The sequence below is a fragment of the uncultured Roseobacter sp. genome (assembly GCF_947495275.1).
In the GTDB taxonomy this organism is placed as follows: Bacteria; Pseudomonadota; Alphaproteobacteria; order Rhodobacterales; family Rhodobacteraceae; genus Roseobacter.
Map to the genome: position 1 here is coordinate 306540 of NZ_CANLYL010000002.1, position 20923 is coordinate 327462.

Below are 20923 nucleotides of genomic sequence, written 5' to 3' on the forward strand. Positions count from 1 at the left end.
CTTTCAACTCTCGGCAAACGGCCCATAGAGGATCAGGGCGGGTTTATCGCTGATTTCCTGCGCCAGATTTCGCGCCAATTCGGAAACTGTGGTGCGTATGATCGTCTGATCGGGTCCGCTGACGCTCTCGGCGAGAATCGCGGGTGTATCGGCGGGCAGCCCCTTGTCGGTGAGCGCATCGAGCAATTTGGGAAAAGTGCGCTTGCCCATGAAAACCACCGTGGAGGCAGAAGGGTCCGCCAGCGCGCGCAGATCAAGGTCCTCAGGCAATTGCCCGCTCACATCGTGGCCGGTCACAAACTGCACGCGACGCGCGGTCAGGCGACGCGTCAGGGGGATGCCCGCGGCGGCGGCCGCGGCGCAGGCCGACGGGATGCCGGGGATGATCTCGTAAGGAATGCCTGCCTCGCGCAGCGCGACAAGCTCTTCTTCGAGACGGCCAAAGAGACCGCTATCGCCGGATTTCAGGCGCACGACCCGTTGATCCATCTGCGCATATTCCACCAGAAGACGGCTGACGTGATGCTGTTTCGGCGAGGGTCTGCCCGCGCGTTTGCCGACACCGACCAGATCAGCGCCGGAGCGGGCGTGGCTGAGGATCGGACCGGAGGACAGATCATCAAAAAGCACCGCATCCGCGCGTTTCAGCCGGTCCACCGCCTTGAGGGTCAGCAATTCCGGATCCCCGGGGCCGGAACCGACGAAACTCACAAAACCGGTCATTGGGCTTCCTCAGCCGTGATCAGGTGGAAAAACGTGCCCGTGACATGGCCGCGATGCGAGCCTGTCTCGGGAACGGCATTACCATCCGCATCGGCCACACGCGCGAGGGGCGCATCAGGTTGTTCGAGGATGGTGGAATAGTGGAATTCATGACCGCGCAGGGCCGCACCCGGCTCGTGGCCGGGCAAGGGTGCTTCGAGAACCGCGCGCCGGTATCCAAGGTGGAACTTACGTTTTTCGTAGCTGGTGACCAGACCCAGCAATCCGGCCATTTGATGGCGCGTGCCCTCTTTGTCGATCAGCGCTTCACCCAGAGCCATATAGCCGCCGCATTCGCCGTGAACGGGTCGGGTTTCAGCGTGTTTCGCAAGGCCGGATTTGAAGGTTTCCGCCGCAGCCAGAGTGCCACCATGCAGTTCCGGGTATCCACCCGGCAACCAGACAAGATCCGCCTCTGCATCGGGAGCTTCATTGGCAAGTGGCGAGAACGGCAGGATTTCGGCACCATGGGCGCGCCAACCTTCGAGCAAATGCGGATAGGTGAAGGAAAAAGCGGCGTCCCGAGCCAGCGCAATCCGCTGTGCCGGTGGCTTCGGGAGGCGTGCGCGCGCGTGTGCGGGTATTTGCCCTCTTGCGGCAGCCTTGATCGCTGCAATATCCACGTGCTCTCTCAGAAAATCCGCATATCCGGCAATTGCCGCGTCAAGATCGGGGTGCTCGACCGCCTGTATCAGACCGAGGTGGCGTTCCGGCAAGGTCAGATCGCCGCGCCGGGGCAGAACGCCCAGAACGGTGATGCCCGCCTGTTCCATACCACGACGCGCCAGCCGTTCATGACGCGGCGAGGCACAACGGTTCAGGATTACACCGGCAAAGGGAACATCAGGGTTGTAGGCCTGAAACCCGAGTGCCGTGGCTGCAGCTGATTGCGCCTGCCCGCTGACATCCACGATCAGCACGACCGGCCAGCCCAAACGCTGCGCGGTCTCCGCACTGCTGCCAAAACCGCTTTGTCCGCGCGTGGCGACACCGTCATAAAGACCCATCGACCCTTCGGCGACACAAATCTCGGCCCCTTTTGCCTGATCGCAGATCGCCCCAAGCAGATCCTCGCCCATGGCCCAGGTGTCGAGGTTGAAGGACGCGCGCCCGCTGGCCGCGTGATGAAAGGCCGGATCAATGTAGTCCGGCCCCGATTTGAAAGGCTGCACGTGCAATCCGTCATCGGCCAAGGCCCGCAGAAGGCCCAGCATGACGGTTGTTTTGCCGGTGCCTGAAGACGGCGCGGAAATCATGATGCCGGGCATATCAGTCATCGCCGTGGCTCCAGCTTGCCCAGGGACTTTGCGCCGATTGGGGCCGGTATCGCCGGTCGTAATCGGCCGCATAAAGGCAGCTTTCGTCAAATCCTTCACCACCAATTGCCGGACCCACTAGGATCAGTGCGGTGCGGGATATACCGTCATCCATCTTGCTAGCGATATCCGAGAGCGTGCCCTTGATGATCTGTTCGTCAGGCCAGCTTGCCCGGTAGACCACGGCAACGGGACACTCAGGACCATAGGCGGGCGACAGATCGGCGATCACACGGGTCAGGTTCTGCACCGACAGGTGGATCGCCAGCGTTGCCCCGGTTGCGGCGAAATTCGTCAGCGTCTCCCCGGCAGGCATCGACGACGCACGCCCAGGAGTGCGGGTCAGAACCACCGATTGCGCCAGACCCGGCAACGTGAGTTCGGACCCAAGTGCTGCCGCCGCCGCCGCAAAGGAAGGCACACCAGGGGTTACGGAGACCGGGATGCCCGCACCCCGCAACCTGCGCATCTGTTCGCCCATGGCCGACCAGACCGAGAGATCGCCCGAATGCAGACGCGCCACATCCTTGCCGTTGGCATGGGCTGCGCGCATCGCTTCGATGATGTCATCAAGGCTCATCGCGGCGGTGTTCACAATCTCCGCGCCCTCCGGGCAGTGTTGCAGAATCGCTTCGGGCACAAGGGACCCGGCGTAAAGGCACACAGGGCAGGCGGCGATGATGTCTCGCCCGCGCAGGGTCAGCAGGTCCGGTGCGCCGGGTCCGGCGCCAATGAAGTGAACGGTCATGATTTCTCTTTCACGGCGAGCGCACAGGTCGCCAGTTTGTCTGCGGAGATATGTCTTGCGGTCATCAATTGCGCCCCAGGTCCGGCAGCGGCCAGAGCGGCGGCTTCGGCCACGGATCCGATGTTGCGCTCCACGATGGATTTCAGCGATTGGGTCACGGTGGATTGTTGTTCCAGAAGATCTGCGGGGATGCTCCTGACAGGCACGCCGATCTCCTCGGAAAAGAGGCGAAACACTTGCCTTATGGCTTTGTCATCGGGTGCGGCGATACATTCGGGCATCACGTCCACGCAGGCGCGTTCAAATGCATCGGTCAGACTGCCCAGGGAGGCGTCTTTGCGAAATCCAAATCCGGCAACAATCATAGGGTCACGCTCCATTGTACGATGGGGTAGCTGGCTTTCCAGCCGCGTCGCGGACCCAAGGGTTCGGACCGGGACAAATCCAGCCGGAGCAGTTCACCCCCCAGCCGAGTCTGCGCGCCCAGCACCAAAGCTTCGCTTTCCAGCGTCACGGCATTTGCCACGAGACGCGTGCCGGACGACAGGTTCGATTGCAACCAGTCTAGCAGTTCATGGCTCAACCCGCCGCCAATAAAAACTGCCTGCGGGTCTTGCAGGTTTTTGAGGGCCTCGGGCGCGTGTCCCGTGATGGTTTTCAACCGGTCCACACCCAATCGTTCCGCGTTGCTTTTGATGCGCGCTGCGCGGTCCGCGCGTGGTTCAACGCAGGTTGCCCGAAGCGATATGTGGCTCAGCAGCCATTCAATCGCAATCGAACCGGACCCGCCGCCAATGTCCCAAAGATGCTCAAACGGGCGCGGCGCCAGCGCAGAGAGGGTCATGGCGCGCACCGGGCGTTTGGTCATCTGACCATCACTTTCAAACCACTCATCCGCACGGCCGCTGGCCAGAGGCATCGCCTGACCCTCGCCTGCGATGTCAACAGCGACGCATACCGGGTGGGTGAAGGGTTTCGGCACCCCCGCATCGGCTTTGAAAGTGGTCACGCATTCCCTCGGACCGCCGAGCGCTTCGAAAACGGTCAGGGTGGCAGCACCAAAGGTCTCGTGCGCCAAATATGAACATAATGCTTCAACGGCGGGCCCGTCACGCAGCAGCACGATCATTTTTGCGCCTTGCGCCAGTGACGGGCGCAAACGTGTTAAAGGTGCTGCATGCAGGCCAAAGCAGGGTGTCTTTTCAAGCGACCATCCCATGCGGTTCGCCACCTGGGAAAAGGTCGACGGCGCGGGCAGGCTGATCCATTCACCATCCGCCAGATGGCGGGCAAGAGTCGCGCCAGCCCCGAACCAGAACGGATCGCCAGAGGCCAGAACCACGACCTGCCGACCGCGCAACCCCAGCAACATATCAATGCCATCGGCAAAAGGTACGGGCCATTCAATGGTTTGGCATGGCAAGCTGCCCAGCAGCGCAAGGTGGCGGGGCGGACCCATCACGATTTCTGCAGCGCTCAGGGCGGATTGGCTTGCAGGTGGCAGGCCATTGAGGCCATCTTCGCCCAAACCGATTATGGTCACCCAAGGAGCCTCAGACATGGCACCAAACCTGCTTGTTCTCGGCGGCACAACCGAAGCTACCGCGCTGTGTTGCGTGCTGGCGGCACAGGGCGTTCGCGGCACCGTTTCCTTTGCCGGGCGCGTTGCGCGACCCGTCCGTCAACCGCTGCCCCAGCGGGTGGGCGGGTTTGGCGGGGTGGACGGTCTTGTGGCCTTTCTGCGGTCCGAAAAGATAACCCATGTGGTCGATGCAACCCATCCTTTCGCCGCACAAATGAGTTTCAATGCGGTTGAGGCCTGCGCGCGCACCGACATCCCGCTTACGGCTTTGACCCGTGCACCCTGGTGCAGCGTGGTCGGAGATAGCTGGACCCATGTGCGCGATATTCCCGAGGCGGTTGCCACCCTTCATGGCCCGCCGGAGCGGGTGATGCTGGCCATCGGGCGCATGCATCTGGCTGATTTCGCGCCGAACCCGCAGCATTTCTATCTTCTGCGGCTTGTTGATCCACCGCAGGAGCCGCCGCCCTTCCCGGACCACCATGTTCTTGTGGATCGTGGACCCTTCGATAGTGACAGTGACCTTGCGCTGATGCGGGAGCATCGGATTTCGCGGGTTGTGTCCAAAAATTCCGGTGGCACAGGTGCTTACGCCAAAATCGCCGCAGCGCGCAGATTGGCTGTGCCGGTCATCATGATCGACCGACCGCCGGTTCCGCGACGTCTGGAGGTTCATAGCCCCGAGGCGGTTTTGCACTGGCTGCATCACGGGGTCACCGATCTGGGGGTGTAGACGATGGGCGCTCCCTTTCGCTCGATGATCCGCGTGGCCGAAGACCCCACGATAACCATCGTGCGCATATCGGCCATTTCCGGTTGTGCCTCCGGCAGCGGAACAACGCGTATATCTTCGTCAGGTGTTGTGACGGCGCGCGCAAAGATCACCGGGCGGGCATCGCCACAGGCGGCTTTCAGGATGTCCAGCGTTTTCGCAAAGCCTTCGGGGCGCGATTTCGAGCGCGGATTGTAAAAGGCCATGGCGAAATCGGCTTCAACGGCCAACCGCAAACGCTTTTCGATCACGGCCCAGGGTTTCAGATTATCGCTAAGGTTGATGGCGCAAAAATCATGCCCCAGTGGCGCACCGGCCTGTGCCGCCGCAGCCAGCATGGCGGTGATGCCCGGTGCCACGGTGATCTCCAGATCGCGCCACTGGTCCGGTCCTGCCTCAACCGCCTCAAAAACAGCGGCAGCCATGGCGAAAACGCCCGGGTCGCCCGAAGAGACCACAACCACACGCCGTCCCGCCGCCGCCATTTCCAACGCATGGCGAGACCGGTCAATCTCGACCCGGTTATCGCTTGCATGCAACTCCAGACCAGCACGCTGTGTCACGCGGGCGACATAAGGAATGTAGCCGACAATATCCGTGGCCTCAGCCAGCGCTTTGCTAACCTCCGGCGTGATCAGATCATCACGGCCCGGCCCAAGCCCTGCAATGACCAGCCAGCCGCTCATGGTCGGCGTCCCTGACCGTGCACCACGATGATGGAGAAGTAAGGCGTGATCCTGTCACCGGCCTCTGCCAGTTTCTGCACGGATTGATTGGGCATGCTGGCATATTCAACGAGCCAGGCGTCGTCGAATTTTCCGGCCTGCTTCAGCGCCGATTTCACCTTGTCAAAGTGCCTGCCTATTTTCATCACCACGACCGCGTCACTTTGCGCCATGCGTTCGGCCAGAATGTCGCCGGGCAGGGTGCCCATCAGAACGGTCAGGATGTCGTCACCCCAGGTGACCGGTTGCCCCGTGGCTGTCCAGGCCGCTGACATGCCGCTGATGGCAGGCACAACCTGAACCGGCACATGGTTTTTCAGCCGTGTATAGAGATGCATGAAAGAGCCGAAAAAGAAGGGGTCTCCTTCACAAAGCACCACGACGTCCTCGCCGCCATCAAGCAAGCCGCGCAAGTGCCGTGTGCAGTCAGAATAGAAATCGGACAAGGCAGCGTTATAGCCTGGATCGGTCACCGGGATTTCCGTGGTGACCGGGTATTCCATCGGAAATTCAACCACATCAGCGCGCAGCATCCCGTTGACAATGCGGCGTGCTTGCCCGGACCTGCCTGCTTTGCGAAAAAACGCCACGTGGCGCGCGTCACGTAGCAACCTGTCCGCGCGCACGCTCATCAGATCGGGATCGCCCGGGCCCAGACCCACACCGTGAAGGGTCCCCGAACTCATTCCGCGCGGCTCGCGATGGCATTGATGGCGGCCACGGTAATCGCACTGCCGCCCAACCGTCCTTGAACGATGCAACAGGGCACCGGTTGATCGGTCCAAAGCGCCTCTTTGCTTTCCATCGCACCCACAAAGCCGACCGGGCATCCGATGATGGCGGCAGGGCGTGGGCAGGCGGGATCCTGCAGCATGTTGAGCAGGTGAAACAGTGCCGTCGGCGCGTTGCCGATGGCGACCAATGCGCCGCTCAGATGTGGCCGCCACAATTCAAGGGCCGCGGCGGATCGGGTGTTTTGCATTTTCGCAGCCAGATCGCGGACACCGTCATCATGCAGGGTGCAAATGACCTCGTTGTTTGCAGGCAGGCGCGGGCGCGTCACACCTTCGCTGACCATACGCGCGTCACATAAGATCGGTGCACCCGCCTGCAACGCCGCCCGTGCGGTATCCGCAAAACCCGGGGAAAACCGGATGTCGTCTTCCAGCCCCACCAGACCGGCTGCATGGATCATGCGCACGGCGATTTGTTCTTCATCTTTTGTGAAACGCCCGAGGTTTGCTTCGGCCCGGATCGTCGCGAAAGACTGCTGATAGATCGCCGCCCCGTCTGTTTCGTAGCTATAACTCATGGATGGCTCGCCAATTCTGCCAGAGTGTCGTCGGGCCGCAGCCCTGATTTTTCCGGGGCATCCCACGCATGCCCATTGCGAACAAGGTCAAATCCACCGGAATTGCCGACAAAAACCGTATCTGCGGCGGATTTTCTTGCACATCCCTTGGCGCAGCCCGATATATGCAGGCTGCCGCTGATGCTGGGCGCGAGACGGCGCGCGAGTTCACGTGTTTTCACCGTTGCGCTGGCACAGAAAGGTGCGCCGGGGCAGGCGTCGATCTTCAACAAGGGATCGTCGGGGTGGGTGACAAAACCATCGAGGTTTCTTGCCTGAACACCTTCCAGCAGAAGCAAGCGCCAAGGCGTCAGGCGGATGGCTGGCACGCCGTTTTGCTGTATCAACCGGGCCAGCGTTTCGACATGCATTTGACCAAAAGCCGCGCCCACCAGCGTTCCTGGCGGGTGCTGACCGGGTTGGGGTTGCGGGGACGCGGCTCTCGGCGCGCAAAGCTGCCAGCTTTCCGGCAATGACCTGTGCGACAGAACATGCGCCATGCGTCGGTTGTCGGCTGTGCGGTTGGCCACAAACCACTCGGCCAGTTCCAGAACGGCTGCGATCTCCTCTCCTCTGGCCACGGGCAATCCTTTGATCGCCCCGTCAGCGCGCACCAGACTGCCTTGGTCATATCGCTCGATCCGAATGTCGGCTGAAGCGTTTTGCAATACGCGCTCCGGTTCCAGATCGACCGCAAAACCGAATTTGGCGGGCAGCTCTGGCAGGTCTGGAAGCGCCTGCAAAAGCGCGCGCGCGACGCGGGCGGTCTCGCCGTCATTTTCCCAAAAGGGCGAGACAATGATATTTCTGCGCGCTTCCAGTTCCGGGGTTTCATCCAAAAGCCCCAACGCGTTCAACCCGTCCAGCACAGTGTCGAAACCGCCATCCGCGACACCGCGAATTTGCAGGTTTGCGCGATTGGTCAGATCAATAAAGCCGTTTCCATATGTGTCTGCGAGGTCACACAGCCCAAGCATTTGCGCAGCGGTCAAGCGTGCCAAAAACGGGCGCACGCGCACGATCAACCCGTCGCCCGATTGCATGGGGCGGAAAGCGCCGGGGCACCAGCCCTTGACCGATGGGCGCCCGGTCACTGAGCGGCCTCGAGGCTGGCAAGGATCGAATTCCGGCGCGTTTGCCACAAGCCTGCGGCATGTAATTCGGCAAACCGCTGCACCATGGCTTCGCGGGCCTCGGGGTTGGCGTCTTGCAGGAATTGATCGGTATCCGCGTGCCCGATTGTGGCATCATGGTAGAGGTCAAAAAGATGCGGGGAAACCGCCCCGGCCAGATGGGCGAAAGCGGCCATGTGATCGAGCGTTGCGGCAATTTCCGCGGCACCTCGGAAGCCGTGATTGCGCATGCCGTTGATCCAAGCGGGGTTCGCGGCGCGGGCCTGAACGACACGCGCGATCTCTTCCGGCAGGGCGCGCGCACGGGGGCGGGTGGGGTCCGTGTTATCCAGATGATAAAGGGCGGCCTTGCCCCCCGTGATCGCCTGTGCTGCCGCAAACCCGGCCTCATGTGCGGCATAGTCCGCGGCCAGCAACAGATCGGTTTCCGGCAGATCCTGCGCGTGCACGAAACTGTCGGCTTGTGCGACGCGCCTGCGAATTCCGGCCTCATTTCGCTGAGCGTCATCGCCCTCTAGCGCCCAGGCACTGGCGCGCAGCCAAGCCTCCCCGGCAGCTTTGCGGCCTGCTTCTGTGAAAGTCTGGGCGGCATCTGTCATGCCCACGCCAAAGCTGCCCGGGGCCGGACCGAAGACGCGGGCAAGATCGGACCCTTCCACATACGGGTTCCAGTCAGGGGCCTCATCGCGCGCCGCAAGTGCCCGTATTGCTTGAGAAAATAGCGAGGACAGGGTTGGAAACACATCGCGGAACAGCCCGGAGACACGCAAAGTTACGTCGAGGCGCGGGCGGTCCAATTCGGTGATTGGCAACACCTCAACGCCGGAGACGCGCTCCGATCCTGCATCCCAGACAGGCCGCACCCCCAGCAGGTGCAGCGCCATGGCAAAATCCTCGCCAGCCGTGCGCATGGTGGCCGAGCCCCAAAGATCGACAATCAGCCCCCGGGGCCAGTCGCCCGAATCCTGTAAATGCCGCCGCACCAGCTCTTCCGCCAGCCGGACCCCCTGAGCATGGGCCGCGCGTGTGGGTACGGCGCGCGGATCGGTGGTGTAGAGGTTGCGGCCCGTGGGCAGCACATCCGTGCGGCCGCGATAGGGGGAGCCGGAGGGACCGGCCGCGATCCGCTGCCCGTCCAGCGCCGCCAGCAGGGCGCTGCGTTCAGACTGCGCCGATGTCTGCGTATCAAAGCCTGTCTTACCGGGCGGAGATCTGCCCCAGATGTGCAACCCTTCGCCGAACTGGCTTTCCTTGATGTCGCAGACAAAGCGGTCGATACGGGTGATGGCCTCGGCACTGCAACTGGCCTGCTCCAGCCCTAAATCCTGTTCTACACCAAGGGCTTGCGCCTCAGCACGGATATCGTCCTGCAACCGGTCGCGGCGGCGCGGGTCCAGCCCGTCGGCATTGGAAAACTCATCCAGCAGCGCCTCCAGTCGGACCAGCCGTTCAGGGGTGTCGCTGGGGCGCAGGGGCGGCGGGATATGGCCCAGCGTGACCGCGCCGATGCGCCTTTTGGCCTGTGCCGCCTCGCCGGGATCGTTGACGATGAACGGATAGATGACCGGCAGCGCGCCGGTCAATACCTCCGGCCAGCAAGTAGCTGATAACGCGACGGATTTTCCGGGAAGCCATTCCAGCGTGCCATGTGCGCCGATGTGAACCAGCGCATCCACGCGGCTTTGAAGCCAGAGATAGAAGGCCACATAGCGGTGGCGCGGGGTGCGCGACAGATCGTGGTAGTCATCGACCCGCTGGGCCGCCCTGCCGCGTTCCGGTTGCAGCGCGATCAGGGCCTTTCCCACTTGGCTGACCGGGAACTCAAACGCGCCGTCGCAGACCATCGGGTCGTCTTCGGGCGGGCCCCAGACGGTCTCAAGATCGCGGCGCAAAACCTCCGGCAGGCGGGCCAGTGCGATGCGATAGGAGGCCAGATCCCAGCGGCAAACCCCTTGTATGATTTGCGTATGACATCCGTGCACAGATGGTATGTCATATCCATGCCCGCGCAGATCCGCCAAAATCGCCTGTGCGGAGGCCGGGGCATCTAGGCCCACGGCGTGGCCCATGTTCCAGTCCTTGCCCGGATAGGTGGAGAGCAGCAGGGCGACATGGCGGTCACCTGCGGGTTTGCGCGCCAGTTCCAGCCAGCCGTGCACGCGGGCCGCAACCGCTTCGACCCGCTCGGTTTCCGCCGCATGGGCAAAGCGCGCGTATTCCAGATGGGCATCCCGCACACCCGGCTCCTTGAAGGAGACGACACCGCCCATGATCCGCCCGTCCACTTCCGGCAGCACCACATGCATGGCCAGATCCGCCGGGGACAGACCCCGTTCCGCTTCGGCCCAGGCCTTGCGCGTGGATGTGGCGAGCGCCACCTGAAACACCGGCACGTCTGCGGCGTCCAGCGGCGATGTCCCGTCCTCGCCCTTGCCGCTGAAAGCGGTGGCATTCACAATCGCCGCCGGTGCCAGGTGCGCAACCTGACGGCGGAGCCAGCCCGCCGCCTGCGGGGCCTTGAGCGAGGGCGCAAAAAGGCCAAGCGGCTCATAGCCGCGCGCCTCGAACGCCGCGAACAGCGCCTCGACCGGGGCCAGATCGGCGGCCACCAGATAGGAGCGGTAGAAGGTCACAAGGATGCGCGGTTTTTGATCTGGTTTTTGCGCAAAGGCGGGGCAGGTCACACCGTGCGCCGGTGTCCAGGCGCCGACGGTTGGCAGGGTCTTGGCGCCTTTGACCGGTCCGGCATAAAGCCCTGCGGCGAGTGCAAGCTGTGCAAGGGCTGCCTGTGCCGCGACGATGCCGCCGGTATCGCACAGATGGCTCAACCGGCGCAGGGTGGAGACCGGCAGGGTGGCGAATGCGTCCAGCCGGGTATCGACGCGCCCGTCCGCTGGCAGAACGGCCAGCGCGATGCCGCGGCGCTGGGCCAGTGCGCGGACCTGCTGCAACCCGTAGGACCAGTAAGGCACGCCGCCGATGAGCCGGATCAGAATGCCCTTTGCCCCCTCCAGCGTCTGCGCCACATAGGTGTCGACCGACAGGGGGTGTTTGAGGGCCACCAGATTGGCCAACCGCAGGCTGGGCAAGCGCCCCTCCGGCCCGCCGCCGCGCCGCCAGCCTTCCGCAAAAGCGCCAAGGTCACTGTCGGAAAACGACAAGACCACCAGATCGGCAGGGCTCTGGCCCAAATCCGTCGGCGTCTCGGTTTCCTCCAACCCGTGGCTTTCGCGGAAAACGACGTGCATGGCAGCTTACTCGGCGGCCTCGACGGCCCGCGCGCCCAGAACGGCGCGGATCGTGTCGGCGTTGATGTCGTCATGTTCAGCGATCACGACCAGACGGCCCTGACGCGCCTCGCCGGGCTGCCATGGACGGTCGTATTGATGACGCACACGCGCGCCCACGGCCTGCACCAGCAGACGCATGGGTTTGCCGCTGACCGCCGCGTAGCCCTTGACGCGCAGGATGTTGTGATCATTGGCCAGCGTTTCAACCGCGCGCACCAGATCGGCAGGATCTGCCTGTTCGGGGATATCGACCACGATGCTTTCGAAATCATCATGTTCGTGATCGTCATGCCCGTCGTGATGGCTGGGGCGCGCGTCCATGTCATCCTCTGCCGCAGCCTCCAGCCCGAGGATCACGCGCGGGTCCACGATACCTTCGGCCACTTCGACCACGGGCAGCGCGCGGGGGGCTTCGGCGGCGATGATCGCCTTGGCCTTTGCCACGCCGTCGGGTCCGGCCAGATCGGGTTTGGTCAGCAGGATGATGTCGGCGCAGGAAATCTGATCCTCGAAAACCTCCGACAGGGGCGTTTCGTGATCAATGCTTTCGTCCGCTGCGCGCTGGGCGTCCACAGCCGCCACATCCGGGGCAAACCGTCCTGCAGCCACGGCCTCGGCATCGGCCAGAGCGATCACGCCGTCGACGGTGATTTTCGAGCGGATATCGGGCCAGTCGAAAGCCTTGAGCAGTGGTTTTGGCAGCGCCAGCCCAGAGGTCTCAATCAGGATGTGATCGGGGCGCGGATCGAGCGCCATCAAAGCCTCGATGGTGGGGATGAAATCGTCTGCCACGGTGCAGCAGATGCAGCCATTGGCCAGTTCCATGATGTTTTCCGCCGGACAATCGGGGATCGCGCAGCTTTTCAGGATGTCGCCATCCACACCCACATCGCCGAATTCATTGACCACAATGGCCAGACGTTTGCCGCCGGGGTTCTGCATCAACTGACGCACAAGGGTGGTTTTGCCGGAGCCGAGAAACCCGGTGATCACGGTGACGGGAAGTTTGGCAAGATCAGTCATGTTCGTTCTCCAGTGGGGGGACGCGGGCAACGCAGTTGCGTTTGAAATGGTCGGGACGCTCGCGCCATGGGATCAACCCATCCTGCGTGGCGTTGTAGCGTGCGGCACCGTCCAGCAGCAGGTCCGGATGCGACACTTCGTCGATATTTCCGTAGATATAGGTCCATCGCTGCCCGCCGCGCAGGGCAATCGTGCAGCCATGATCGCAGTTTTGCAGGCATTCAACCGGTCTCAGGCGCACGCCATCGGGCAGGGCACGCTCGGCCAGACTGTCATAGAGACGTTGCCCGGGGCGGCGGTCGTCCTCGGGGATGTCCTGCCCGCGCCTGCATTTTATGCAGACCAGCAGTTCGGTGCGCGCATCGGGTGCATCCGTGCTCATGACCTTCGGTTCCATTCCTCATGGCGCGCGGGTCTGATGGCGAGAGGGGCCTGAAACGTTCAGGTCTGATCTCGACACCGGAACACCCCGTCCGGTTTCTTCACGTCCCATTGGCAGGTCTCCCGGCTCACGGATTTCGGCGCAAGGCCTGTGATGTGCACCCCTTCCCGGAGCCAGGCTCCAGTGGTTTATGGCACATCTTTTCCGTTCACGGTCGCGGGGGCGGCTGCGCTTCACCGAAAGCTTCGACTGCGCATTCCCTTTTCACTTGTCAGACAAGCACCAACAGTAAGGCAGTTGCGTCGGAACCGTGTCCAATGTCAAGTGGCACGCCCTTTCAAGGCGCGAAATTAGGAGCGCTCCCGGATTTGCAAAAATTGGAAGTTCAGAAACGCGGGATATCTGTCGGATTTGCATTTTCCCGCGCGTCCTCGCACCATTGGAAATCAACAGGGGAGGCGATCTCATGATGTATGCAATTGCAATCTACGGTGAACCGGGGGTGTTTGAGACACTGAGCGAGGACAAAAAGAAAGAGGTGCTCGCAGGGCACGCGGCGTTGCAGGAGGCCTTGGCCGAGCGCGGTGAGTTCCTGTCGATCAAACTGATGCCGACATCCACGGCCGTCACGTTAGAGCCTCCGGCAGCCACGGGACAGGCCCCGCTGATTGTCGATGGCCCTTTCGCGGAGACCAAAGAGGGGTTCCTGGGCTTTTACGCGGCAGAATTTGCAGACCTGAAAGAGGCGCTCCGCTTTGCAGAGATGATCTCTTCTCCCATCGCCCGGCTGGAAATACGCCCGATTGCCTGGGCCGGAGGCGTGATCTCCACGGAAGGATGAGATGTCCGAGTGGCTTGAAGCGACATTCACGAACAACAGACCGCGCGCGCTTGCGGCATTGACGCGCTACTTTCGCGACATTGATGTCGCCGAAGAAGCCTTCTCTGAGGCCTGTCTGAAGGCTTTGACAGAATGGCAGGACAAGGGCGCCCCACGGGATCCTCTGGCATGGTTGCTCACCGCTGCGCGGAACGCAGGGCTGGACCGGGTTCGAAAACGACAAAGGCGGCAAACCCTGCTGAAAACCAATTTCGCGGTGCCCGAAATGCCCCAAGAAAACCTGCCCGATCCGGATGAAGTGCGCGATGACGTCCTGCGCCTGCTTTTCATCTGCTGCCACCCGGCCTTGCCGCGACAGGATCAAATTGCCCTGGCCCTGCGGATCGTGGGCGGGTTGAGCGTGGCAGAGATTGCGCGGGCGTTTCTGATTGGCCCGAAGGCGATGGAACAACGGCTGACGCGGGCCAAAAAGAAGATTGCAACAAACCCGGTTCCCTTTGAAACGCCCAGTCTTCACGAGCGGAGCAAGCGTTTGGCGGAAGTTTCCCTGATGGTCTATCTGATGTTCAACGAAGGCTGGTCTACCTCCAATAGTGTCACGCAAATGAAACTGACCTTGTGTGAAGAGGCCATTCGTCTGGCGCGGTTGCTGGCGGATTTGTTCAGCGGCATGGGCGAGCAAATGGCGCTCCTGTCGCTGCTGCTTTTTCAACACGCGCGCCGCGATGCGCGACAAGACAGCAGCGGCAGACTTGTGGCACTGGAAGATCAGGACCGGAGCCTGTGGGATGCCTCCGCCATTTCCGAAGCCCTGGCCTTGCTGCAGAAATCAGAACGGCTCGGACATTCCGGGCCCTACCGGATTCAAGCGGCTATCGCGGCGGAACACGCGCTGGCAAAAACCGCGGATGCCACCAACTGGCGTAGCATCGAGGCACATTACGCGGCCCTCTTTGCAATGCAGCCAACGCCGGTGGTGCGGTTGAACCTGATCGCGGCAATGGCCAAAACCCGTGGGCCGGTCCACGCATTGCAGCAGATGACCCCCCTGGCAGACGAGCTTGCCGGGTACCGGTGGTATCACACGATGCGCGGTGGGCTGCTGGAACAATCAGGTGATTTCGACGCAGCCATTACTGCTCTGAAAATCGCGTTGACGTTGGGGCCAACCGAGCCCGAGCGCGTTGCCATAAACGAGAAAATCTCTCTCTGTAAAAAAAATATCGCGATGCTGTAGGAATTGTTCTGGCGCGCGCGTCCTTGGAACATCTCCTTCGCAAAGAAGGTGACCATCAAGGGAGCACTGAAATGAGTATTCTTGAAATGACCGCCGTCGGGAATTCCGGGTGGATCGGACATTCCGGCCCGAACCAGGGTGAGGCCAAGACCTTCTACAAGGACGTATTGGGCTGGACGATCCAGGAAATGCCGATGCAGGACGGATCAAGCTACGCCACGGCTTCGGTGGGTGACACGGCCATTGGCGGTTTTTCCCCCATGCCTGAAGAGCAGGGCAGCTGGACGATCTACTTCACCGTTGCCGATGTGGACGCAAGCGTCGCAAGGGCAGAAGCCAAAGGGGCCAAGGTAACAGCACCTGCCATGGACATGCCCGGTGTCGGCCGTATGGCGACATTGACGGACCCGCATGGCGCCAAGTTCGCGCTGATCACCTATGAGAGCATGGCCCAATGACGCGCCGTTAGACGGGAGAGACGCAAATGCCTGAGACACCGCAAATCACCCTGATGTTCGTCGCCGTTTTCGTTCTGATGAGCGTGGCGCTGTCGGTCTTCGTTGGCTTGAGACGCGCAAAAACCGGGATCATGCTTTTGCATGGAGACGACGAGGAACTGCTCAAACGTATCCGGGCGCATGGGAATTTCGTTGAATACGTCCCTTTGGCGCTGCTGGCACTCGCCGGGGCGGAAATCGCCGGTGCGCCACATTGGGTGCTGGTGGGGTCCGGAAGCGTCCTGCTGGCTGCGCGGGTGCTGCATTTTGCCGCTTTCCGTGGAACGGCCACCGGGGCCGGCCGCCTCCTCGGAGCGCTTTTGACGTCGATCGCCATGGTCGTTCTGTCAGGGGCAATCCTCTTGAAATCATTTGGCATTTTCTGATGCCTTATGATGCGGAGCTGACCGGTCGCATGCGCCTTGCCCTAAAGGCGCATGTGGGTATTTCGGAAATGCAGATGATGGGCGGCAATTGCTTTTTTCTCAATGGCAACATGCTGTCCGGCGCGCGTCGTGACAAAAATGGCATCGGGCGGTTCATGTTCCGGGTGGGCAAGGCTCTGGAGGCGGAAGCGTTGCAGATCCCCGGCGCCGAGCCGGTGATCCATGGCAAGAGGCGGTTGGGCGGGTTCATTTCTGTTCAAGACGCGGCCTGCGATGAGGCGGCACTGAACCGTTGGTTGGCAATGTGTCTTGAGCATGCCTCAGCTTTACCTGCCAAGAATTGAAGGACAAAGGATGACCAGGTTTGATCATTTTCCGAAAGAGACCTTACAGTTTCTGACGGACCTCAAGGCGAACAACGACAGGCAGTGGTTTGCGGATCACAAATATGACTACGAGGCGCAGGTCAAAGCGCCGACAGAGCGGTTTTGTACAGCGCTGGCCATGGGTTTGCAGAAGTTGACACAGGTTCCGCACAGTTCAAAAACCTACCGGATTTATCGTGATGTTCGGTTTTCCAAGGATAAATCCCCCTATAATCCGTACATTCATCTGTCGTTTTCCCCAGAAAACGGCGGGAACAATGCGCCTATGTGGTTTTTTGGGCTGGATAGCGGGAAACTCGCGCTGGGGTGCGGTGTGTTCCAGTTCGACAAGGCGGTTCTGGAGAGGTTTCGAGCCGATATGGCCGGACCCAAAGGGGCAGCGCTGATCGAACTTTCCACGAATCTTTCGGCAAAGGGTATCCGGATTTCAGAACCGGAGCTCAAGCGCGTGCCACCCGGATTTGACAAGGATCACCCCCATGTCGAGGCGCTGCGCAGAAAGGGGTTTTCCGGGTGGAAAGATTTGAATCCTGAGTTTGCCATCGGCCCCGATTTGATTGAACGAACGATCAAAGAGTTCGAAGGCTTGTTGCCGATTTTTCGGTTTCTGCGATCGTGAGCCGTGGCTTGGTGAGTGGCGGACAGTCGGAACAATGCCCGCCACCATCGCTTCTCATGCGCGAACGGGATTAGCCGTACAACCGCTTGAATTCGCCGATGCACTCTCTGAAACCGGCCTCGAAATCTCCGTTGCCGGGATGATAGACGCTCTCGAAAGAGACCACACCGTCATACCCGTCCGTCCTGAGCGCTTCGGCGATGTCACCAAAAAGCGGGCCCAGCTGCCCGTCCCCCATTCTGCGGACCTCTAGTGTCGCACGCGGCGTGTCGACCAGAACATCCTTGATATGGATATGCCCCAAATAGCCGTCTTTGACTTCGGCGTAGCCTTCGGGGAAGGCGCGTTCATGACACCAGCAGTTGTTGCCCGGATCCCAGAGCACCTTGAGCGCATCCCTTGCATCCAATTCGTCGATCAACCGGCGCGCGGTATAGTTCGAGTTGACCATCGTGCCATTGCCAGTCTCCACCACCAGCGTCACCCCTTCGGCGCGCGCAAGGTCCACAGCGGGTGCGATCATCGGGGCCATGCTGTCCCAGGCGCCATGGGCGACGTTCCATTTCTCGGCGCCGTTTTTGCCCCAGAGGATCTGTTCCTTGCGCTGGGTCATGATCCGCACCAGCGGCGATCCCACAACATGCGCCATTTCGATGACCCGCTTGAGCGCATCCATATGTTTGGTGTGCAGCGCATCGCCGGGCCGGTTTTGTGCGTCCATGCCTGCAAAGATGTGCCGCGAGAGGCAGGAGACCGGTTTGCCACGGTCGCGAAGCAGCCTGTCGATCTGTCTGATCTCGGCGGGCGAATGATCGCCCACCTCCGTGTCGCCGACAAATTGCAGTTCTGCATATTCGAGGTCGAATTCATCCATGACATCAACGGCATGGGGCAGATCCCGGCTGATGCCGTCGCAAATCACACCCAGTTTCATGTGTCGGTCTTCCGGTGCAGTTCAGCCCCGATGATCTCTTCGATCACCCGGGTACAGACCCAGTTGTCACCATCAGGATATCTGGTGCGTCCGGCGTGAAATATCTGCATGGCCGAGGCGGCAGTGTGCAGCGGCACGCCCAGTTCTTCGCCCAGACCCATGGAGATGGTCAGATCCTTGTGCATGGTGTTGATGTGGCTGCCGGTGCCTTCGAACTGACGGTCGATGATCTTTTCCAAAGCGTTGTTGACAACGCCGCAGCCTGCCGAGGAGGTCGAGAAAACGTCAAGCAGCACCTGCCCGGGCACACCGGCCTTGGCGGCAAGTGCTGCGGCTTCAAATGTGGCCGAAAACTGCGCACCGATCAGCGATTGCAGGCAGGCTTTGACGGTCTGACCGTCGCCGGGTTCGGTTCCCACCCGGTGAATATTGGCCGAGACCGCCTTCATCACCGGTTTGAACTGATCCAGCACCGCATCCGGTGCCGCGGCCATCATCGTGAGCGTGCCGCTCTGCGCGCCGGGAAAGCCGCCGGACACGGGCGTGTCGATGAGATGAATGCCCGATCCGGCCATGGCCTGCCCGATCTCGCGCGCCTCTCGCGGCTTGATCGTGGCGCTGAGAATGACGGCACCCCCCTGCGGCAAATGCGCGACAAGACCGTCCGCGCCCAGAATGACCGATTTGGCCTGATCGCCGGTCATGACCATGACAAAGACCGCCTGCGACGCTTTGGCCACCGCGGCCGGACTGTCCGCAGGTATACCGCCCATGCCGGTGAAGGCGGTCATGCGCGCGGCAAGATGATCAAGCCCCGTCACCGAATACCCGTTTGCAATCAGGTTTTTGGCGATACCACTTCCCATATCGCCAATGCCGATAATACCAATGTTCTGCATAAGTCACTCTCCCTTTCAGCGCCCCATGGCGCGTTCGAAAAAAACCTTTCACAACGAAAGGTCGGTTCCGCGGGGATTTCACGCGTCTGAGTGACGTCGGGCGGGTCCGGAAGACACCCCGCTGCCCGGTTAGGTAGGTTCAGGCTAACACCTCATTTCGCAAGATGACAAGGGCGTCACCGGCGATTTTGAGCCGGATGGATCAGCCCAATGTGACCACCGTGCCGTCTTGCCAGGACCGGGTGGCCGCGTCTGCCAAAAGCTGTGCCTTGAGGCCGTCGTCAATGCCCGGGCCTGGAGGCGTGCCCTGACGCAGCGCCTCAACGAAATGGGCGATCTCGCGCGCGTAGGCCAGCTCGTAGCGCTCCAGAAAGAAATGCATGGTGGGGGCGGTCTGAAAACCCGATCCTGTGGCGACCTCCACGGTGTTTTCATGCACATTTGCCGCACGCAGCATGCCGCCGGAGCCATGCACCTCGATCCGCTGGTCGTACCCGTAGGTGGCCCGCCGCGAATTGCTGATCTGGCAGATTTTCCCCGATGCGGTGGTGAGCGTAACGGCGGCGGTATCCACATCCCCCGCCGCGCCAATCTCGGGATCGACAAGAGCGCTGCCCACGGCAAAGACCTGCACGGGCTCTTCGCCCAGAAGAAAACGCGCCATATCGAGATCATGGATCATCATGTCGCGAAAAATCCCGCCCGAGCTTTTGATGTAGCCGATGGGCGGCGGCGCGGGATCGCGCGACAGGATGGTGATGATCTCGGCATCGCCGATCTCTCCCTGCGCAAGGCGCGCTTGCAGATTGGCAAAACTGGGGTCAAACCGGCGGTTGAAGGCGGTCATGAAAGGGACGCCCGCTGCCGTGACCGCGCGGATGCAGTCGCGGATGCGCGCGGCGGACATGTCAATGGGTTTTTCACAGAAGATCGCCTTGCCTGCCGCCGCTGCCTTGTGGATCAGATCGTAATGGGTGTCGGTCGGGGTGCCGATGATCACCGCGTCCACATCTGCGCTGTTGATCAGCGCGTCGCTGTCCAGAACGGCAGCGCCACTGGTCTCTGCCAGCGCCTGCGCCGCCGCCGGTATGGCATCTGACAGGGTGGTCACCTGCGCGTCGGGGTGTTGTTTGATCGACCGGGCGTGCACAGCGCCAATACGGCCACAACCCAGAAGCCCGATGTTCAGCATTGGCTTTCTCCCTTGAACCCGCGCAGCACGCGCCGTGTGGCCGCGACCAGCGGGTCATGTGTGTCTTTCAGGATCGTGACCCGGTCAAACCGGTCGGGGTCCCTGTTAACGGCGGCGCGCAGGGCATCGCCAAAGGCCATGCGCAATTCCGTTCCGATGTTGAATTTGCAGATGCCGGAGCCGCGTGCAAGGCGCGTGCGCTGATCCAGAGGCACGCCTGAGCCGCCGTGAATGACCAAAGGCACATCCGTGACCGCCTCAATCGCGCGGATGCGGGCCTCGTCCAGTCCGCCTTCCTTGTTTTCCTGCAAATGCACATTGCCGACCGAAATGGCCATGGCATCAACGCCGGTTTCGACGGCAAAACGCGCGGCCTCCTGCGGGTCGCTGCCTGCGGAGTTTTCGCCACCTGAATAGCCGACAAAGCCGATTTCCCCTTCACAGGAGATGCCCGCCTTGTGGGCCATCGCGGCGATGGCGGCGGTTTCGGCGATGTTCTGATCCAGAGGCAGGCGCGATCCGTCAAACATCAGCGAGGTAAACCCGCTGTCCAGCGCTTCGCGGCATTCGTCCGCCGTGTAGCCGTGATCGAGATGCGCGACCACGGGGACGGACGCATTTTCGGCCAGATGGCGGAACATTTTGCCCAAGACCGGCAGCGGTGTGTGGGCGCGGCAGGAAGGACCGGCCTGAAGGATTACCGGCACGGCTTCAGCCTCGGCGGCGGCCACATAGGCGCGCATGTCCTCCCAGCCGAGCGTGACCAGACCGGCGATGGCATGGCCTTCTTTCAGGGCGGGTTGCAGGACATCTGAGAGGGTGACAAGGGGCATGGGCTCATATTTCGC

At 61.7% G+C, this 20923-nt stretch carries 23 protein-coding genes and 1 riboswitch; of the genes, 7 read left to right on the forward strand and 16 right to left on the reverse strand.

Features of this window, described 5'->3' with window-relative positions; all coding sequences use genetic code 11:
* Positions 1 to 3: 3 nt before the first annotated feature.
* From cobA to cbiT, 5 genes are read right to left on the reverse strand one after another with little or no spacing between them, the layout of a single operon-like run.
* Positions 4 to 723 (reverse strand): uroporphyrinogen-III C-methyltransferase, encoded by a 720-nt coding sequence (cobA, locus tag Q0802_RS04725; protein ID WP_298914317.1) that lies wholly within the window; start codon positions 721 to 723, stop codon positions 4 to 6.
* Positions 720 to 2039: a cobyrinate a,c-diamide synthase gene (locus Q0802_RS04730; protein WP_298914319.1), complete on the reverse strand. Its 1320-nt coding sequence runs from the start codon at positions 2037 to 2039 to the stop codon at positions 720 to 722. Before Q0802_RS04730 ends, cobA begins: the two co-directional genes overlap by 4 nt.
* Positions 2032 to 2826 (reverse strand): precorrin-4 C(11)-methyltransferase, encoded by a 795-nt coding sequence (cobM, locus tag Q0802_RS04735; protein WP_298914322.1) that lies wholly within the window; start codon positions 2824 to 2826, stop codon positions 2032 to 2034. The genes Q0802_RS04730 and cobM overlap by 8 nt, the downstream gene beginning before the upstream one ends.
* The gene (locus tag Q0802_RS04740; protein WP_298914325.1) at positions 2823 to 3191 is read right to left on the reverse strand and encodes a cobalamin biosynthesis protein; all 369 of its coding nucleotides are present in this window, start codon (positions 3189 to 3191) and stop codon (positions 2823 to 2825) included. The genes cobM and Q0802_RS04740 overlap by 4 nt, the downstream gene beginning before the upstream one ends.
* Positions 3188 to 4387: a precorrin-6Y C5,15-methyltransferase (decarboxylating) subunit CbiT gene (gene cbiT, locus Q0802_RS04745; RefSeq protein ID WP_298914329.1), complete on the reverse strand. Its 1200-nt coding sequence runs from the start codon at positions 4385 to 4387 to the stop codon at positions 3188 to 3190. Before cbiT ends, Q0802_RS04740 begins: the two co-directional genes overlap by 4 nt.
* Here cbiT and Q0802_RS04750 point away from each other — a divergent pair.
* A complete protein-coding gene (locus tag Q0802_RS04750) occupies positions 4386 to 5141 on the forward strand; it encodes a cobalt-precorrin-6A reductase (protein WP_298914331.1) in 756 nt (251 codons plus the stop codon). The two genes, cbiT and Q0802_RS04750, sit on opposite strands and share 2 nt — an antisense overlap.
* Here Q0802_RS04750 and cobJ read toward each other — a convergent pair.
* From cobJ to Q0802_RS04785, 7 genes are read right to left on the reverse strand one after another with little or no spacing between them, the layout of a single operon-like run.
* Positions 5114 to 5866, reverse strand: coding sequence for a precorrin-3B C(17)-methyltransferase (gene cobJ, locus Q0802_RS04755; RefSeq protein WP_298914334.1), 753 nt, complete (start codon positions 5864 to 5866; stop codon positions 5114 to 5116). The genes Q0802_RS04750 and cobJ overlap by 28 nt on opposite strands.
* On the reverse strand, positions 5863 to 6591 hold the full coding sequence (locus Q0802_RS04760) for a precorrin-2 C(20)-methyltransferase (RefSeq protein WP_298914337.1): 729 nt from the start codon (positions 6589 to 6591) through the stop codon (positions 5863 to 5865). Before Q0802_RS04760 ends, cobJ begins: the two co-directional genes overlap by 4 nt.
* Positions 6588 to 7217: a precorrin-8X methylmutase gene (locus Q0802_RS04765; protein WP_298914340.1), complete on the reverse strand. Its 630-nt coding sequence runs from the start codon at positions 7215 to 7217 to the stop codon at positions 6588 to 6590. Before Q0802_RS04765 ends, Q0802_RS04760 begins: the two co-directional genes overlap by 4 nt.
* On the reverse strand, positions 7214 to 8350 hold the full coding sequence (gene cobG, locus Q0802_RS04770) for a precorrin-3B synthase (RefSeq protein WP_298914343.1): 1137 nt from the start codon (positions 8348 to 8350) through the stop codon (positions 7214 to 7216). Before cobG ends, Q0802_RS04765 begins: the two co-directional genes overlap by 4 nt.
* Entirely contained in the window at positions 8347 to 11637 is a 3291-nt protein-coding gene (gene cobN, locus Q0802_RS04775; protein WP_298914344.1) for a cobaltochelatase subunit CobN, read from the reverse strand. Before cobN ends, cobG begins: the two co-directional genes overlap by 4 nt.
* Before the next feature lie 6 nt (positions 11638 to 11643).
* Positions 11644 to 12702, reverse strand: a complete 1059-nt coding sequence (gene cobW, locus Q0802_RS04780) for a cobalamin biosynthesis protein CobW (RefSeq protein WP_298914347.1) — start codon at positions 12700 to 12702, stop codon at positions 11644 to 11646.
* On the reverse strand, positions 12695 to 13084 hold the full coding sequence (locus tag Q0802_RS04785; protein ID WP_298914350.1) for a DUF1636 domain-containing protein: 390 nt from the start codon (positions 13082 to 13084) through the stop codon (positions 12695 to 12697). The genes cobW and Q0802_RS04785 overlap by 8 nt, the downstream gene beginning before the upstream one ends.
* 94 nt (positions 13085 to 13178) lie before the next feature.
* Positions 13179 to 13386: riboswitch (cobalamin riboswitch) on the reverse strand.
* Between the two features lie 164 nt (positions 13387 to 13550).
* Here Q0802_RS04785 and Q0802_RS04790 point away from each other — a divergent pair.
* The 6 genes from Q0802_RS04790 (at position 13551) to Q0802_RS04815 (ending at position 17050) form a co-directional block, all read left to right on the forward strand.
* Entirely contained in the window at positions 13551 to 13925 is a 375-nt protein-coding gene (locus tag Q0802_RS04790; RefSeq protein ID WP_298914353.1) for a YciI family protein, read from the forward strand.
* 1 nt (position 13926) lies between these two features.
* Positions 13927 to 15162 (forward strand): RNA polymerase sigma factor, encoded by a 1236-nt coding sequence (locus tag Q0802_RS04795; protein ID WP_298914356.1) that lies wholly within the window; start codon positions 13927 to 13929, stop codon positions 15160 to 15162.
* A 71-nt stretch (positions 15163 to 15233) separates the two neighbouring features.
* Complete coding sequence (locus Q0802_RS04800; protein ID WP_298914359.1) at positions 15234 to 15620, forward strand: VOC family protein; 387 nt, start codon at positions 15234 to 15236, stop codon at positions 15618 to 15620.
* A gap of 26 nt (positions 15621 to 15646) precedes the next feature.
* Positions 15647 to 16045, forward strand: coding sequence for an MAPEG family protein (locus tag Q0802_RS04805; protein WP_298914361.1), 399 nt, complete (start codon positions 15647 to 15649; stop codon positions 16043 to 16045).
* Positions 16045 to 16389, forward strand: a complete 345-nt coding sequence (locus Q0802_RS04810; protein ID WP_298914364.1) for a TfoX/Sxy family protein — start codon at positions 16045 to 16047, stop codon at positions 16387 to 16389. The genes Q0802_RS04805 and Q0802_RS04810 overlap by 1 nt, the downstream gene beginning before the upstream one ends.
* Before the next feature lie 10 nt (positions 16390 to 16399).
* Positions 16400 to 17050: a DUF2461 domain-containing protein gene (locus Q0802_RS04815; protein WP_298914366.1), complete on the forward strand. Its 651-nt coding sequence runs from the start codon at positions 16400 to 16402 to the stop codon at positions 17048 to 17050.
* A gap of 70 nt (positions 17051 to 17120) precedes the next feature.
* Here the strand turns inward: Q0802_RS04815 and Q0802_RS04820 are convergent, their stop codons facing one another.
* The 4 genes from Q0802_RS04820 to Q0802_RS04835 all read right to left on the reverse strand — a co-directional run bounded on the left by Q0802_RS04820 (position 17121) and on the right by Q0802_RS04835 (position 20908).
* Positions 17121 to 17984, reverse strand: a complete 864-nt coding sequence (locus tag Q0802_RS04820; RefSeq protein ID WP_298914369.1) for a sugar phosphate isomerase/epimerase family protein — start codon at positions 17982 to 17984, stop codon at positions 17121 to 17123.
* Entirely contained in the window at positions 17981 to 18883 is a 903-nt protein-coding gene (locus tag Q0802_RS04825) for an NAD(P)-dependent oxidoreductase (protein ID WP_298914372.1), read from the reverse strand. The genes Q0802_RS04820 and Q0802_RS04825 overlap by 4 nt, the downstream gene beginning before the upstream one ends.
* A 202-nt stretch (positions 18884 to 19085) precedes the next feature.
* Complete coding sequence (gene iolG / locus Q0802_RS04830; RefSeq protein WP_298914374.1) at positions 19086 to 20075, reverse strand: inositol 2-dehydrogenase; 990 nt, start codon at positions 20073 to 20075, stop codon at positions 19086 to 19088.
* On the reverse strand, positions 20069 to 20908 hold the full coding sequence (locus Q0802_RS04835; protein ID WP_298914377.1) for a class II fructose-bisphosphate aldolase: 840 nt from the start codon (positions 20906 to 20908) through the stop codon (positions 20069 to 20071). Before Q0802_RS04835 ends, iolG begins: the two co-directional genes overlap by 7 nt.
* Positions 20909 to 20923: the final 15 nt, after the last annotated feature.

Excerpts from the sequence above, each read along its gene's own strand:
- cobA (WP_298914317.1), bottom strand. The coding sequence starts at position 723 with ATGACCGGTTTTGTGAGTTTCGTCGGTTCCGGCCCCGGGGATCCGGAA.
- Q0802_RS04730 (WP_298914319.1), bottom strand. The coding sequence starts at position 2,039 with ATGACTGATATGCCCGGCATCATGATTTCCGCGCCGTCTTCAGGCACC.
- cobM (WP_298914322.1), bottom strand. The coding sequence starts at position 2,826 with ATGACCGTTCACTTCATTGGCGCCGGACCCGGCGCACCGGACCTGCTG.
- Q0802_RS04740 (WP_298914325.1), bottom strand. The coding sequence starts at position 3,191 with ATGATTGTTGCCGGATTTGGATTTCGCAAAGACGCCTCCCTGGGCAGT.
- Q0802_RS04750 (WP_298914331.1), top strand. The coding sequence starts at position 4,386 with ATGGCACCAAACCTGCTTGTTCTCGGCGGCACAACCGAAGCTACCGCG.
- cbiT (WP_298914329.1), bottom strand. The coding sequence starts at position 4,387 with ATGTCTGAGGCTCCTTGGGTGACCATAATCGGTTTGGGCGAAGATGGC.
- cobJ (WP_298914334.1), bottom strand. The coding sequence starts at position 5,866 with ATGAGCGGCTGGCTGGTCATTGCAGGGCTTGGGCCGGGCCGTGATGAT.
- Q0802_RS04760 (WP_298914337.1), bottom strand. The coding sequence starts at position 6,591 with ATGAGTTCGGGGACCCTTCACGGTGTGGGTCTGGGCCCGGGCGATCCC.
- Q0802_RS04765 (WP_298914340.1), bottom strand. The coding sequence starts at position 7,217 with ATGAGTTATAGCTACGAAACAGACGGGGCGGCGATCTATCAGCAGTCT.
- cobN (WP_298914344.1), bottom strand. The coding sequence starts at position 11,637 with ATGCACGTCGTTTTCCGCGAAAGCCACGGGTTGGAGGAAACCGAGACG.
- cobW (WP_298914347.1), bottom strand. The coding sequence starts at position 12,702 with ATGACTGATCTTGCCAAACTTCCCGTCACCGTGATCACCGGGTTTCTC.
- Q0802_RS04785 (WP_298914350.1), bottom strand. The coding sequence starts at position 13,084 with ATGAGCACGGATGCACCCGATGCGCGCACCGAACTGCTGGTCTGCATA.
- Q0802_RS04790 (WP_298914353.1), top strand. The coding sequence starts at position 13,551 with ATGATGTATGCAATTGCAATCTACGGTGAACCGGGGGTGTTTGAGACA.
- Q0802_RS04795 (WP_298914356.1), top strand. The coding sequence starts at position 13,927 with ATGTCCGAGTGGCTTGAAGCGACATTCACGAACAACAGACCGCGCGCG.
- Q0802_RS04800 (WP_298914359.1), top strand. The coding sequence starts at position 15,234 with ATGAGTATTCTTGAAATGACCGCCGTCGGGAATTCCGGGTGGATCGGA.
- Q0802_RS04805 (WP_298914361.1), top strand. The coding sequence starts at position 15,647 with ATGCCTGAGACACCGCAAATCACCCTGATGTTCGTCGCCGTTTTCGTT.
- Q0802_RS04810 (WP_298914364.1), top strand. The coding sequence starts at position 16,045 with ATGCCTTATGATGCGGAGCTGACCGGTCGCATGCGCCTTGCCCTAAAG.
- Q0802_RS04815 (WP_298914366.1), top strand. The coding sequence starts at position 16,400 with ATGACCAGGTTTGATCATTTTCCGAAAGAGACCTTACAGTTTCTGACG.
- Q0802_RS04820 (WP_298914369.1), bottom strand. The coding sequence starts at position 17,984 with ATGAAACTGGGTGTGATTTGCGACGGCATCAGCCGGGATCTGCCCCAT.
- Q0802_RS04825 (WP_298914372.1), bottom strand. The coding sequence starts at position 18,883 with ATGCAGAACATTGGTATTATCGGCATTGGCGATATGGGAAGTGGTATC.
- iolG (WP_298914374.1), bottom strand. The coding sequence starts at position 20,075 with ATGCTGAACATCGGGCTTCTGGGTTGTGGCCGTATTGGCGCTGTGCAC.
- Q0802_RS04835 (WP_298914377.1), bottom strand. The coding sequence starts at position 20,908 with ATGCCCCTTGTCACCCTCTCAGATGTCCTGCAACCCGCCCTGAAAGAA.